This window comes from Ornithinimicrobium kibberense (assembly GCF_006519705.1).
GTDB classification, from domain to species: Bacteria; Actinomycetota; Actinomycetes; order Actinomycetales; family Dermatophilaceae; genus Ornithinicoccus; species Ornithinicoccus kibberensis.
The window spans coordinates 40,021-52,680 of sequence record NZ_VFXM01000009.1 but is presented as its reverse complement, the minus strand read 5'-3'; the positions used below and the strand labels follow the sequence as shown (position 1 = coordinate 52,680).

Sequence of the window (12,660 nt, the reverse complement as noted above, 5' to 3'; positions counted from 1 at the left end):
CGCCCTTGAGGGGGCGGACCGGGGTCGGACGGTTGAGCGGTCCACGAGCCTCTGGCACGGTCGAGGGGTTACCAGTCAGTCCAATCGGGGCGACGTGTTCCCCGGCGTGCTCGCACGCGACGGGGAGGCATGTGCCTCGTCCAACCGAAAGGACCGTGGTCGACCATGACCCAGCACACCCTCCGCAGCGGCGGCACGCCTGCCCGCCGCCGAGTCTCCCTCATCGCGGCCGTGGCGGCCGCCGGCCTCGGGCTGGCCGCCTGCGGCGGCGAAGACGGCGGCGACGCCGGCGACGGTGGCGGCGACGCCGAGAGCGCGTCGACGCTCGAGCGGCTCCAGGAGGAGGGCACCATCAAGGTGGCCTTCGCCGGGGAGATCCCCTACAGCTACGAGGAGGACGGCGAGCTCACCGGCGCCACGATCGCCCTCGACCGGGAGATCTTCGCCGCGATGGGCATCGACGAGGTCGACGGGCAGCTCGTCGAGTGGGACGCGCTCATCCCCGGCCTGAACGCCGGCGAGTACGACGCGGTGTCCGCGGGCATGTCGATCCTGCCGGACCGCTGCGAGCGGGCCGCCTTCGCCGAGCCGACCATCATGTACACCAGCACCCTCATGGTGCCCGAGGGCAACCCGGAGGGCCTGAGCGACTTCTCCAGCTTCGAGGGCAACGACCTGACGCTCGCCGTCCAGTCCGGGGCGATCGAGCAGGGGTTCGCCGACGACATCGGCTTGGAGAACACCATGACGGTCAACTCCGCGCAGGACGGGATGGACGCGGTGTCCAGCGGCCGCGCGGACGCGTTCTCGCTGACCAACATCACGCTCTCGAAGATGGTCGAGGAGAACCCTGACGCCGGGGTGGAGACGACCGGCGGGTTCGTCGCCGAGGTCGACGGCGTCAAGCAGATCAGCGCGGGCTCGACGGTCTTCCGCCCGGAGGACACCGAGCTGCTCGAGGCCTACAACGAGGAGCTGGCCAAGATCGTCGGCGACGCGGACCGCTTCGAGGAGGTCGTCGGCGAGTTCGGCTTCACCGACGCTGAGCGTCCGCCGGAGGGCCTGACCGCCCAGATGCTCTGCGACGGTGACCTGGAGGCCGCGAACGAGGCTGCCGACCAGGCCGACGGCTGAGTCGTCGGTCCGTGACCGAGTTCTTCTCGGACCTCGGCACGGCCCTGCCGAGACTGCTGGGAGAGGGTCTGCGCGACACTCTCCTGTCCTTCCTCGGCGGGGCCGTGCTGATGGTGGTCGTCGCCGTCGTGCTCGGCGTGGCGATGCACCAGGGGCCCCGCTGGCTGCGGGTCGTCGCGCGGGTGGTCGTGGAGTTCTTCCGCGGCACCTCGCTCGTGGTCCAGCTGTTCTTCCTCTTCTACGTCCTGCCCAACCTCACCGGCCTCGGCAGCCTGGGCGGCACGTGGACGGCCATCCTGGCCCTGGGGCTGAACTACGGCGCCTACGGGGCCGAGGTGGTCCGGGGCTCGCTCAACGCCGTCCCGGCGGGGCAGTGGGAGACCGCCACCGCCCTGTCGATGCCCTGGGCCACCAAGATGCGTCGGATCATCTGGCCGCAGGCCTGGGCCCTGATGCTCCCGGGGTTCAACAACCTCATGGTCATGCTCGTCAAGGGCACCGCCGTCGTCGGGCTGGTCCTGCTCAACGACCTCACCTTCGAGTCCGAGCAGGTGCGCCGGGAGGTCGGCACCTGGCCGGCCTTCCTGGCGGCGCTGCTCATCTACTTCGTCATCGCCTGGGTGGTCTCGCTGGCCCTGCGTGGCCTGGAGGCCCGGGCCCAGCGTCGGCTCGGGCTCGGCGACTTCGAGGTCCGCAAGGCCCGGCAGGACGCCGACAAGGTCATGGCGGGCGCTGCCGCCGACGACCAGGACGGGCGGTGATCTGAAGATGTTCGAGACCGAGCTCTTCCTGGAGGCCCTGCCCATCCTCGTGATGGCCTTCCTCAAGGTCACCCTCGTGGTCACCGTGGCCAGCTCGCTGCTGGCCGCCGTGCTGGGCCTGGTGTGGGCGATCGCCCTGCGCGAGCTGCCGGGGGCGCTGGCCCGGCCGCTGGCGTTCGTCCTGGACTTCATCCGGATGACGCCCCTGCCGGTCCACCTGCTGGTGATCTACTACGCCTTCACCCAGCTGAGCCCGATGACGGTGGGCATCCTGGTGTTCGGGGTGCACTACTCGACCTACATGGCCGAGTCCTACCGCGCCGGGATCGAGTCCATCCGCAAGGGGCAGTGGGAGGCCGCCAAGGCCCTGTCGTTGCCCCCGTCCCGGACGTGGCGTGCGGTCATCCTGCCGCAGGCGATCCGCAACACGCTGCCGTCGCTGGGCAACTGGGCCATCGCGATGTTCAAGGACACCCCGTTCCTGATCTTCATCTCGGTGCCGGAGATGGTCACCCGCGCGCGCGAGTTCGGCGGGCAGAACTTCTCCTACATCGAGGCGATGACCCTCGCCGGCCTGCTCTTCCTGCTGGCCAGCTATCCCACCGCGGTCCTCATGCAGAAGCTGGAGAAGAAACTTGCCTACTGACCCGGACCACCGACCCACCACCGACGCCCGGACCTCCGAGGAGGAGCCCCGGGTCCGGTTCGAGGACGTGCACAAGAAGTTCGGCCGGACCACCGTCCTGGAGGACCTCAACTTCGTCGTCGGACGCGGCGAGCGGGTGACCCTCATCGGGCCGTCCGGCTCCGGCAAGACGACGATCCTGCGCCTGCTGATGACCCTGGAGACGCTCACCGGCGGCTACATCTGGGTGGACGGGGACCCGCTCACCCACGACCGGCGCGACGGCAAGCGGGTCGAGCTGCGGCCCAAGCAGGTCGCCGAGGTGCGCAAGCGCATCGGCATGGTCTTCCAGCAGTTCAACCTGTTCCCCAACATGACCGTCCTGCAGAACATCGTCGAGGCACCGGTCCACGTGCTGGGCCAGAGCCGGGACCAGGCTGCCGAGAACGCGCTCTCGCTGCTGGACAAGGTGGGGCTGCGGGACCGCGCCGACGCCCATCCCACCGAGCTCTCCGGTGGCCAGCAGCAGCGGGTGGCGATCGCGCGGGCGCTGGCGATGGACCCGGAGATCCTCCTGCTCGACGAGGTCACCTCCGCCCTCGACCCCGAGCTCGTGGGCGACGTCCTCAACGTGCTCAAGGACGTGGCGGCCAGCACCGACATCACCATGCTCATCGTCACCCACGAGATGCAGTTCGCGCGTGACGTGTCCAACCGGGTGATGATGTTCGACAGCGGGCGGGTGCTCGAGGAGGCGCCGCCCGAGCAGCTCTTCTCCAACCCGCAGCACGAGCGGACCCAGAAGTTCCTCGAGGCCGTCGTCTGACCGGCCGGGGCCGGCCGGCAGGCCGTGCCCCTTGCGCGCGGGCCCGTCAGGCTCAGGAGCCCGTCGACACCTCGTCGACGGGCTCCGGTGCGTCCGCCCCGTCGGGCGCGGCCGCCGGGAGCTCGACCCGGAAGGTCGCGCCGCCGCCCGGCGTGGGCCGGTGCCGCACCGACCCGCCGTGGCGGGCCACGATGGCGGCCACGATCGCCAGGCCCAGCCCGGTGCCGCCCGAGGCCCGGCTGCGGGAGCGGTCGGCCCGGTAGAAGCGCTCGAAGGCCCGCTGGGCCGCGTCGTCGTCGAGGCCGGGCCCGTGGTCGCGGACCTCCACGGCGACCGTGCCGTCCACCCGCCCCACGGCGACCTCGACCGGGGTGCCGGCGGGGGTGTGGGTCAGGGCGTTGGCCACCAGGTTGGTCAGCACCTGGCGCAGCGCCCCGTCCTCGCCCACGACGACGCAGGAGGCGGAGCGCTCCCCGTCCTCCAGGGCCACCAGCCGCACCGTCCGGTCCGGCGTCCGCACCCGCGCGTCCTGGACGGTGTCCGAGGCGAGGACGGTCAGGTCGACCCGGGTGGGTGACATCGGCGGCTCGGAGTCCAGCCGGGTCAGGGTGAGCAGGTCCTCCACGAGCCGCGACATCCGGGTGGCCTCGTCCTCGATCCGCCGCATCGCCCCGGGCACCTCGCTCGGCGGCACCGCGCCCACCCGGAACAGCTCGGCATACCCCTTGACCGTGGCCAGCGGCGTGCGCAGCTCGTGCGAGGCGTCCGCCACGAAGTCGCGCATCCGGCGCTCCGACCCCTCCCGCACCGCGAACGAGTGCTCGATCTGGGCCAGCATCCGGTTCAGCGAGTCGGCCAGCGAGCCGACCTCGTCGTTCGTGCCGCGCGGGGGGATGCGGCGGGCGAGGTCCCCGGCCGCGATGGCGGCCGCGGTGTCCTCGATCCGGGTCAGCGGGCGGAAGGCCCGGCGCACCGCGAACCACCCCAGGACCCCGACGAGGACCAGGGTGGTCAGCCCGATGACCGCGGTCAGCCAGGCCAGCTGCCGCACGGTGCTCTCCACGCTCGTCAGCGGCAGCGCCACCGCGATCGTCCCGCCGGTGCGGCCCTGCCCGTCGGTCAGCTGGGCGGCCAGCACCCGCCAGGACCCGACCCCGTCCTCGCCCCGGACGGTGAAGTGCTCGCCGAGCCGGGAGTCGTCCACGTCGACCCGGTCCAGCGCGGGCATGCTCACCTCGAGGCGGCGCGGCTGGAAGACCCGGGTCTGGGCGGGGGCGTCCGGGTCGGCGGGCGTGAAGACGACCACGTAGGGGTTGGGCGGCACGAACGTCTGCTGCTCCAGGTCCACCTGCTCGCCGGTGGCCTCCTCGACGATCTGGCTGTAGGTCCGCTGGGCCAGCGGCTCGATGTAGGCGCCCAGGTCGGCGTCGGCCCGGTCCACCAGGTAGCCGCGCAGCATCATGAGGGACACCGACGTCGTGAGCACGTAGGCCGCCAGCACGAGCAGCACCACCACCGCGACGAGCCGGTGGGTCAGCGACAGGCCGTGCAGCCGCTGGTAGGTCCATCCCTTCAGCCGGCCGACCACGGCCGGGACCCTCAGGCCGGGCGGGGCGCGCGCAGCACGTAGCCCACGCCCCGCTTGGTGTGGATCAGCGGCTCGCCGACGACGTCGATCTTGCGACGCAGGTAGGAGATGTAGGACTCCACGATGTTCATCTCGCCCCGGAAGTCGTAGTCCCACACGTGGTCGAGGATCTGGCTCTTGGACAGCACCCGGCCCGGGTTGAGCATGAGGTAGCGCAGCAGCTTGAACTCGGTGGGGGAGACCTCGATGACCTTCCCCGCACGGCGGACCTCGTGGCTGTCCTCGTCCAGCTCCAGGTCGGCCACGCGCAGCACGTGGTCGTCGTCGGGGTCGACCAGCCGGGTGCGTCGCAGCACGGCCCGGATGCGGGCGACCACCTCCTCGAGGCTGAACGGCTTGGTGACGTAGTCGTCGCCGCCGACGGTCAGGCCCTTGATCTTGTCGTCGAGGGAGTCGCGCGCGGTGAGGAAGACGATCGGCAGGTCGGCGCCGCGCTCTCGCAGCGTCCGGGTGACGCTGAAGCCGTCCATGTCGGGCAGCATGATGTCGAGCACGGCCAGGTCGATCTCGTGCTCGCCGGCCAGCTGCAGGGCGGTCCGTCCGTCGGGGGCGGCGTGCACCTCGAAGCCGGCGAAGCGCAGGCTCGTGGTGAGCAGCTCGCGGATGTTCGTCTCGTCCTCGACCACCAGCAGGGTGGCCTCCGGCTCCTGGGTCGTCGCGCTCATGGACCCATCGTCCTCCTCCCTGCTGGGAGTCGTCTGGGAGCAGGCTGGGAGCCTCGTCCCCGCGGTCGGTCGGGGACCCGTCCGGCTCAGCCGGCGCTGCGGTCCAGGGGCGTGCGGTCCTCCCGCGCGGTCGGTGCCGGCTCGGCCGACAGCAGCCCGGCCCAGTCGGCCTCGAGCAGCTCGGCGGGGGTGCCGGCCACGTGCACCGCACCGGCGTCCTCGAGCTCGACCCGGCCGAAGCCCCCCGAGAGGAGCGCGACGCACGGGGAGCCCATCCGGGCGGCGGCGGTGACGTCGTAGGTGGTGTCGCCGACCACGAGGGCCGAGGAGCCGCCCGCCGCCTCGAGCGCGCTGGCGAGGATGTCCGGGGCGGGCTTGGAGTGCTCGGCGTCGTCGGAGCTGGTCGTGGCGGCCAGGGTGCCGTCGGGCAGGTCGAGCAGGCCCACCACGTGGTCGGTGAAGCGGGCCTTGCCGGAGGAGGCCAGCGCCACCCGCACGCCCCGGTCCGCCAGCAGCAGCACCAGGTCGCGGGCGCCGGGCAGCAGCACGATCTCGGGCAGGAGCCGGTCGTACTCCTCCTCCCACCGCTCCCGCAGGGCCTCGCCGTGCTGCTCCTCCACCTCGTCGCCGGCGACGGCGGCGACGAGCTTGTCGCCGCCCATCCCGATGGCCCGGTGCACCTGCCACAGCGGGGGGTGGAGGTCGTGCGCGGCGAAGGCGCGGGCCCACGCCAGCGCGTGGTGGTAGGTGGTGTCGGCGAGGGTGCCGTCGACGTCGAGCAGGACGGTGTCGTGGGGAGCCATGTCCCCATTCCACCCGGTATGCCCTCCCGCGTCACCCCGGGGGGTTCAGGCGCGGTCGAGGGTCTCCAGGTCGTCGGCGTCGACGATCCGGTAGGCGTAGCCCTGCTCGGCGAGGAAGCGCTGGCGGTGGGCCGCGAACTCCGCGTCCACCGTGTCCCGGGCGACCGTGGTGTAGAAGTGCGCGGTCCGGCCGTCGCCCTTGGGTCGCAGCACCCGCCCGAGCCGCTGGGCCTCCTCCTGGCGGGAGCCGAAGGTGCCCGAGACCTGGATGGCCACGGACGCCTCGGGCAGGTCGATGGAGAAGTTGGCGACCTTGCTCACGACGAGCAGGTCGATCTCGCCCTCGCGGAACTGGCGGAAGAGCTCCTGACGGCGGGTCACCGTCGTCTCCCCGGTGATGAGCGGCGCGTCCAGCCGGTCGGCCAGCTGCTCGAGCTGGTCGAGGTACTGGCCGATGACCAGCGTGGGCTCGCCCCGGTGCCGCTCCACGAGCGTCTCGACGACCGCGTCCTTGGCCGGGGCGCAGGCGGCGAAGCGGTAGCGCTCGTCCGGCTCGGCCGCGGCGTAGGCCATCCGCATCGACTCCGGCAGGGAGACCCGCACCTCGACGCAGTCGGCGGGGGCGATCCACCCCTGGGCCTCGATGTCCTTCCACGGGGCGTCGTAGCGCTTGGGCCCGATGAGGGAGAACACGTCCGACTCCCGGCCGTCCTCCCGCACGAGGGTCGCGGTCAGCCCGAGCCGGCGACGGGCCTGCAGGTCGGCGGTCATCCGGAAGATCGGGGCCGGCAGCAGGTGCACCTCGTCGTAGACGACCAGCCCCCAGTCCCGGGCGTCGAGCAGGTCCAGGTGGGGGAAGACACCCTTGCGCTTGGTGGTGAGCACCTGGTAGGTGGCGATCGTCACCGGCCGGATCTCCTTGCGGGCGCCGGAGTACTCGCCGATCTCGTCCTCGGTGAGGCTGGTGCGGCGCAGCAGCTCCTCGCGCCACTGGCGGGCGGAGACGGTGTTGGTGACCAGGATCAGGGTGGTCGTCTGCGAGCGGGCCATCGCGCCGGCCCCGACGAGGGTCTTGCCGGCGCCGCAGGGCAGCACGACGACCCCGGACCCGCCATCCCAGAAGCCGTCGACCGCCTGCTGCTGGTAGGGGCGCAGGGACCAGGCCGGGGTCCGGCCGCCGTGCCCGTCGTCGACGCCCTCGGTGGCCAGCTCGATCGGGTGCGCCTCGCCGTCGACGTAGCCGGCGAGGTCCTCGGCCGGCCAGCCGACCTTGAGCAGCTCCTGCTTGAGGTGGCCCCGCTCGGAGGCGTGCACGACGACGGTGTCCTCGTCCACGCGCTCGCCGACGAGGGGCTTGATCCTCTTGTGGCGCAGCACCTCGGTGAGCACGGCCCGGTCGGTCGTGCGCAGCACCAGCCGGGTCGGCGGCAGGCCGGTCCGCGGGTCCTCCTCCCCGTCCACCGGTTCCTTGAGCAGGGTCAGCCGGCCGTAGCGGGCCATGGTGTCGGCGACGTCGACGAGCAGCGGCTGGGGCACGGGGTAGCGGCTGTGGGTCAGCAGGGCGTGCACCACCTGCTCGGCGTCGTGCCCCGCGGCCCGCGCGTTCCACAGGCCCAGGGGGGTGACCCGGTAGGTGTGCACGTGCTCGGGCGCCCGCTCCAGCTCGGCGAACGGCGCGATGTCACGACGGGCCGCCTCCGCGTCGGGGTGGTCGACCTCGAGGAGGAGGGTCTTGTCGGACTGGACGATCAGGGGGCCGTTCATCGTGGGGACAACGGCGGGACGGGGGGCGGACATTCCGCCGGGGCGTCGGCCGGGGCCCACGGGTGGCGCGGGCGCGGTCCAGCCGGTATGACGGTGCACGTGGCTGCCCCGGAGCTGGACGTCGACCCCTGGCGGGTGACCGAGCCCGACGTCGACGTGTCCGACGACGTGCTCGCGGTCTCGGAGACGCTCTTCTCCCTGGCCAACGGCTTCGTCGGGATGAGGGGCACGTTGGAGGACGGGCGGCCTGCCCGCGTGCGCGGCACCTTCCTGTCGGGCGTCTTCGAGCACTACCCCCTGTCCTACCCCGAGCGCGGCTACGGCGACCCCGTGCAGGGCCAGGCCATCGTGTCGGTCGCGGACGGCACCGTCGTCCGGCTGGTCGCGGACGGCACGGCGATGGACGTGGGGAGCGTCCGTCCCCGGCACCACTCCCGCACCCTCGACCTGCGCGCCGGCACCCTGGACCGCCGCGTCGAGTGGGCCCTGCCCTCGGGCACGACCCTGCAGGTGAGGTCCCGACGGCTGGTCTCCCTGGCCGAGCGGTCCGTGAGCGCGATCCGGTATGCCGTGCGCGCCGTCGACGGGCCCGTGCACCTCGTCCTGCGGTCCGACCTCGCCGGGCTGGTCGACCGGCCCTCGGTCACCAAGGGCGACCCCCGGGTCGGGGAGGCGCTCGCCGAGCCGTTCGAGGTGGTCCGCCAGCGGTGCGGGGACGCCGGCGGCACCATGGTGGGCCGCACGCGGTCCTCCGGGATGGTCGTCGGTGCCGCCGTGGAGCACCTCGTCGACGGGGCGGGCGAGGTGACCACCGAGGCCCGCGACCACACGGTGCGCACGGGCGTGACGGCATACCTCGAGGCGGGGGAGGAGCTGGTCCTGACCAAGGTGCTGGGCCACGCCTGGGTCCACGAGGGCGACCCGGACGACGTGCTGGACCTGGCCGAGGCGGCGGTCGCCTCCGGGCTGGACCGCGGCTGGGAGGGTCTGGAACGGGCCCAGCGGGAGGTGCTCGAGGACCTGTGGCAGACCGCCGACGTCGAGGTGGACGGCGATCCGCAGCTGCAGCAGGCCCTGCGCTACTGCCTGTTCCAGCTCTTCTGCTCGGCGGCGCTCATCGGTGACGCGCCGGTCGGGGCCAAGGGGCTGACCGGGCTGGGCTACGACGGCCACACGTTCTGGGACATCGAGGGCTTCGTGGCTCCGGCGCTGAGCCTGCTGCGCCCGGAGGCCGCCCGACGGCTGCTGCGCTGGCGGGCGGGCACGCTGGAGGAGGCGCGGCACCGGGCTCAGGTCCTCGACCTGCAGGGCGCCACCTTCGCCTGGCGGACCATCGACGGGCACGAGTGCTCGCCCTACTGGCCGGCGAGCACTGCGGCCATGCACGTCAACGCGGACGTGTGCCGCGCCTTCTGGCTGCACCGCAACGTCACCGGGGAAGCCTTCGACGACGACCTGCGGCTCTTCGAGATCCTCGTGGAGACCGCGCGGCTGTGGACCTCGATGGGTCACCGGGACGCCGACGGCGGCTGGCACCTGCTCGGCACGACCGGGCCGGACGAGTACACCGGCGTCGTCGACGACAACGTCTTCACCAACCTCATGGCCCGCCGCAACCTGCTGTGGGCCGCCGACGCCGCTGAGGAGCAGGACGAGCTGGCCGGGGGGATGGGGGTGACGCCGGAGGAGGTCGCCAGCTGGCGGGACGCGGCGACCTCGGTGCACGTCCCGTGGGACGAGGAGCGGGGGGTGCACCCGATGAACGACCACTTCACCACCTACCGCGAGTGGCGCTTCGCCGACCACCGGGACTGCTACCCGCTGCAGGAGCACCACCACTACGCCAAGATCTACCGCCGCCAGGTGCTCAAGCAGGCCGACCTCGTGCAGGCCCTGTGGTGGTGCCGCGACGACTTCACCGACGAGGAGGTGGCGCGCGACCTCGACTACTACGAGGCCCGGACCGTGCGCGACTCCTCCCTCTCGGCCGCGGTCCAGGCGGTCGTCTGCGCCCAGGCCGGCCACGCCGACCTCGCCCTGCGCTACCTGCGGGAGGCCGCGACCGTCGACCTGCTCGACGTGCAGGGGGACACCGACGACGGGCTGCACCTGGCGGCCGTCGGCGGGTCCTGGCTCGCGCTCGCGGCGGGCCTCGGCGGGCTGCGGGAGGACCGCGAGGAGCTCGAGCTCTCGCCCGTGCTGCCGCAGGCGTTGGAGCGCACGGCCTTCCACCTCACCTGGCGGGGACGGGTGCTGCGGGTCGAGACGACCCGGGAGGGCACCACGGTCACGCTGCGCCGCGGCGAGGGGCCGGTGTCCGTCGTGGTCGACGGGGCGGCCCTGGAGGTGCGGCCGGACGCTCCGGCGCGCGCACCGCTGCGGACCCCCACGCCGCTCCTGCCCGAGCCGACGCAGCCGGTCGGTCGCGAGCCGGCCGGCTGACCGCCGCGGGAGGTCCGCACCGGCCTGGTGGATGATGGGGCCCATGACGACGGAGTCCCGCCAGCTGCCGATGACCGTGCCCATGCCCGGGCTGCCCGACCGGGTCACGATCTACGAGGTCGGACCCCGCGACGGGCTGCAGAACGAGCCGACCGCGGTGCCGGTCGAGGTCAAGGCGGAGTTCGTCCGGCGGCTCCTGGACGCGGGGCTGGACACCGTCGAGCTGACCAGCTTCGTCCCCCAGCGGTGGGTGCCCCAGCTCGGCGACGCCGAGGAGCTGCTGGACCTGCTCGGCCCCCTGGGCACCGGCCGGCAGCGCCCGGTCCTGGTGCCCAACGAGCGGGGCCTGGACCGGGCCCTGGACAAGGGCGTGAACGCCGTGGCCGTGTTCGCCAGCGCCACCGAGACCTTCGCCCGCAAGAACCTCAACCGCTCGGTCGGGGAGTCCCTGGAGATGTTCGCCCCGGTGGTGCGGCGGGCCCTGGACGGCGGCGCCTGGGTGCGGGCCTACGTGTCCATGTGCTTCGGCGACCCGTGGGAGGGGCCGGTGCCCGTCGGCCAGGTCGTGGACGTGTGCTCCCACCTCATGGACCTGGGCTGCGACCAGCTCTCGATCGGCGACACGATCGGCGTGGGCACCCCCGGCCACGTCGTGCGGCTGGTCACCGCCCTGGACGACGCCGGGATCGGGCCGGACCAGGTCGCGGTGCACTTCCACGACACCTACGGCCAGGCGCTGGCCAACACCCTCACCGCGCTGCAGCACGGGGTGCGGGTGGTCGACGCGGCGACCGGCGGCCTGGGCGGGTGCCCCTACGCCCGCTCGGCGACCGGCAACCTGGCCACCGAGGACCTCGTCTGGGCCCTCGACGGGATGGGCGTGGAGACGGGCGTGGACCTGGACGCCCTCGTGTCCACGAGCACCTGGATGGCCGAGCAGCTGGGACGCCCGGCCCCCTCGCGGGTCGTGCGGGCGCTCGCCGGCGGCTGACCGGCCCCGCCGGGGGCCGGTCGCCGGCAGGCGCGGCCGGGGCGCGTGGAGCTGGCGCTCGGGGTGCTCAGAGGTGGCGGGTGATCTCGGCGTCCGCCTCCAGCTCGTCCAGGATCGTGGTGAGGGCCTCGTTCTCGCGCTGCTCGGTGAGCTGCTGCTCGAGCACGTCGCGGACGTCCTCGAAGGGCGGCACCCCCTCGGCCCCGTCGGTGGCTGCCGCGCCGTCCATCCCGTCGGTCAGCTCGGCGTAGTAGTCCTGCAGCTCCTGCTCCGTCGGCGGCTCGACCCCGCCGCGCTCGGCGACGATCTCCTCGATGAGCAGCAGCCGGCCCATCTCCTCGCGCACCTGCTCCTCGGGCAGCCCCTGCTCGCCGAGGGCGGCGACCAGCTCGTCGGCGGACCCCAGGCCGTTCTGCTCGGCCAGCGAGGCCAGCTCGGCGTCCACCTCCTCGGCGTCGGCCTCCAGGCCCAGCCGCTCGCCCTCCTGGCGGAGCAGCTCGCTGGCCACGAGCGACTCGAGCACGCCGTCGCGCAGGGCGGCCTCGTCGACCGGGGAGCCGGCGGCCGTGGCCTGCTGCCGGGCGGCGTCGCGCTGCTGCTCGAAGACCTCGACGAAGTCGGCGCGGCTGATCTCCTCGCCCTCCACCTCCGCCACGGGGTCGGGCAGCTCGTCGGGGTCGACCGTGGTGCCCGCCGCGTCCACCGACGACCCGTCCTCGGCCGTGCCCGTCGCGCCGCCGCCCGCCGTCGCCGTGGCGGCGTCCACCCCCGGGTCGGCCCCCTCCGGGCCCTCCTGGGCCGAGCAGGCGCCGAGGGTGAGCGCGGCCGCCAGGGCGAGGGCACCGACCATCCCGCCGTTCGTCGTGCGGCCAGGTCCGGTCGGGGTCGTCCGTGTGCGTCGCATCCGCCGGACGTTAGGCGGCCCACCTGGGTATGCCTCCCAGGTCCCGTCCAGGCGCCGTGCAGCGACGTCGTGGGGCGGCTGGACGCCCGGCCGGGCC

11 protein-coding genes are annotated in these 12,660 nt (G+C 73.2%); 6 read left to right on the top strand and 5 right to left on the bottom strand.

What is annotated here, in order from left to right; translation table 11 throughout:
• Positions 1 to 165 precede the first annotated feature (165 nt).
• Genes FJR00_RS08965 through ehuA form a run of 4 tightly spaced genes read left to right on the top strand, consistent with a single transcriptional unit; the run spans position 166 to position 3,346 of the window.
• Complete coding sequence (locus FJR00_RS08965) at positions 166 to 1,134, top strand: transporter substrate-binding domain-containing protein (protein ID WP_141338415.1); 969 nt, start codon at positions 166 to 168, stop codon at positions 1,132 to 1,134.
• Between the two features lie 11 nt (positions 1,135 to 1,145).
• Positions 1,146 to 1,895, top strand: coding sequence for an amino acid ABC transporter permease (locus tag FJR00_RS08960; protein ID WP_141338414.1), 750 nt, complete (start codon positions 1,146 to 1,148; stop codon positions 1,893 to 1,895).
• A 7-nt stretch (positions 1,896 to 1,902) separates the two neighbouring features.
• On the top strand, positions 1,903 to 2,541 hold the full coding sequence (locus FJR00_RS08955; protein WP_141338413.1) for an amino acid ABC transporter permease: 639 nt from the start codon (positions 1,903 to 1,905) through the stop codon (positions 2,539 to 2,541).
• Positions 2,531 to 3,346 carry an ectoine/hydroxyectoine ABC transporter ATP-binding protein EhuA gene (gene ehuA, locus FJR00_RS08950; RefSeq protein WP_238330402.1) on the top strand — a complete coding sequence of 272 codons (816 nt, stop codon included), beginning with the start codon at positions 2,531 to 2,533 and terminating at the stop codon, positions 3,344 to 3,346. The genes FJR00_RS08955 and ehuA overlap by 11 nt, the downstream gene beginning before the upstream one ends.
• 52 nt (positions 3,347 to 3,398) lie before the next feature.
• Here ehuA and FJR00_RS08945 read toward each other — a convergent pair whose 3' ends face one another.
• From FJR00_RS08945 to FJR00_RS08930, 4 genes are all read right to left on the bottom strand, one after another.
• On the bottom strand, positions 3,399 to 4,934 hold the full coding sequence (locus FJR00_RS08945; RefSeq protein ID WP_238330401.1) for a sensor histidine kinase: 1,536 nt from the start codon (positions 4,932 to 4,934) through the stop codon (positions 3,399 to 3,401).
• Between the two features lie 11 nt (positions 4,935 to 4,945).
• Positions 4,946 to 5,659 (bottom strand): response regulator transcription factor, encoded by a 714-nt coding sequence (locus FJR00_RS08940; protein ID WP_141338412.1) that lies wholly within the window; start codon positions 5,657 to 5,659, stop codon positions 4,946 to 4,948.
• A gap of 86 nt (positions 5,660 to 5,745) precedes the next feature.
• A complete protein-coding gene (locus FJR00_RS08935; protein WP_141338411.1) occupies positions 5,746 to 6,462 on the bottom strand; it encodes an HAD family hydrolase in 717 nt (238 codons plus the stop codon).
• A 45-nt stretch (positions 6,463 to 6,507) separates the two neighbouring features.
• Positions 6,508 to 8,226, bottom strand: a complete 1,719-nt coding sequence (locus tag FJR00_RS08930) for a DNA repair helicase XPB (protein ID WP_141338410.1) — start codon at positions 8,224 to 8,226, stop codon at positions 6,508 to 6,510.
• Positions 8,227 to 8,325: 99 nt separating this feature from the next.
• On the opposite strand from FJR00_RS08930, the gene FJR00_RS08925 reads away from it, so the two are divergent.
• Complete coding sequence (locus tag FJR00_RS08925; RefSeq protein WP_141338409.1) at positions 8,326 to 10,668, top strand: glycoside hydrolase family 65 protein; 2,343 nt, start codon at positions 8,326 to 8,328, stop codon at positions 10,666 to 10,668.
• 43 nt (positions 10,669 to 10,711) lie between these two features.
• Complete coding sequence (locus tag FJR00_RS08920; RefSeq protein WP_141338408.1) at positions 10,712 to 11,659, top strand: hydroxymethylglutaryl-CoA lyase; 948 nt, start codon at positions 10,712 to 10,714, stop codon at positions 11,657 to 11,659.
• A 67-nt stretch (positions 11,660 to 11,726) separates the two neighbouring features.
• On the opposite strand, the gene FJR00_RS08915 is transcribed toward FJR00_RS08920, so the two are convergent.
• Positions 11,727 to 12,563 (bottom strand): SurA N-terminal domain-containing protein, encoded by an 837-nt coding sequence (locus FJR00_RS08915; protein ID WP_141338407.1) that lies wholly within the window; start codon positions 12,561 to 12,563, stop codon positions 11,727 to 11,729.
• Between the last annotated feature and the right edge of the window lie 97 nt (positions 12,564 to 12,660).

Bases quoted from the DNA above. Each gene is read 5' to 3' on its own strand.
- FJR00_RS08965 (WP_141338415.1), top strand. From the start codon at position 166: ATGACCCAGCACACCCTCCGCAGCGGCGGCACGCCTGCCCGCCGCCGA.
- FJR00_RS08915 (WP_141338407.1), bottom strand. From the start codon at position 12,563: ATGCGACGCACACGGACGACCCCGACCGGACCTGGCCGCACGACGAAC.
- FJR00_RS08930 (WP_141338410.1), bottom strand. From the start codon at position 8,226: ATGAACGGCCCCCTGATCGTCCAGTCCGACAAGACCCTCCTCCTCGAG.
- FJR00_RS08935 (WP_141338411.1), bottom strand. From the start codon at position 6,462: ATGGCTCCCCACGACACCGTCCTGCTCGACGTCGACGGCACCCTCGCC.
- FJR00_RS08955 (WP_141338413.1), top strand. From the start codon at position 1,903: ATGTTCGAGACCGAGCTCTTCCTGGAGGCCCTGCCCATCCTCGTGATG.
- FJR00_RS08940 (WP_141338412.1), bottom strand. From the start codon at position 5,659: ATGAGCGCGACGACCCAGGAGCCGGAGGCCACCCTGCTGGTGGTCGAG.
- FJR00_RS08920 (WP_141338408.1), top strand. From the start codon at position 10,712: ATGACGACGGAGTCCCGCCAGCTGCCGATGACCGTGCCCATGCCCGGG.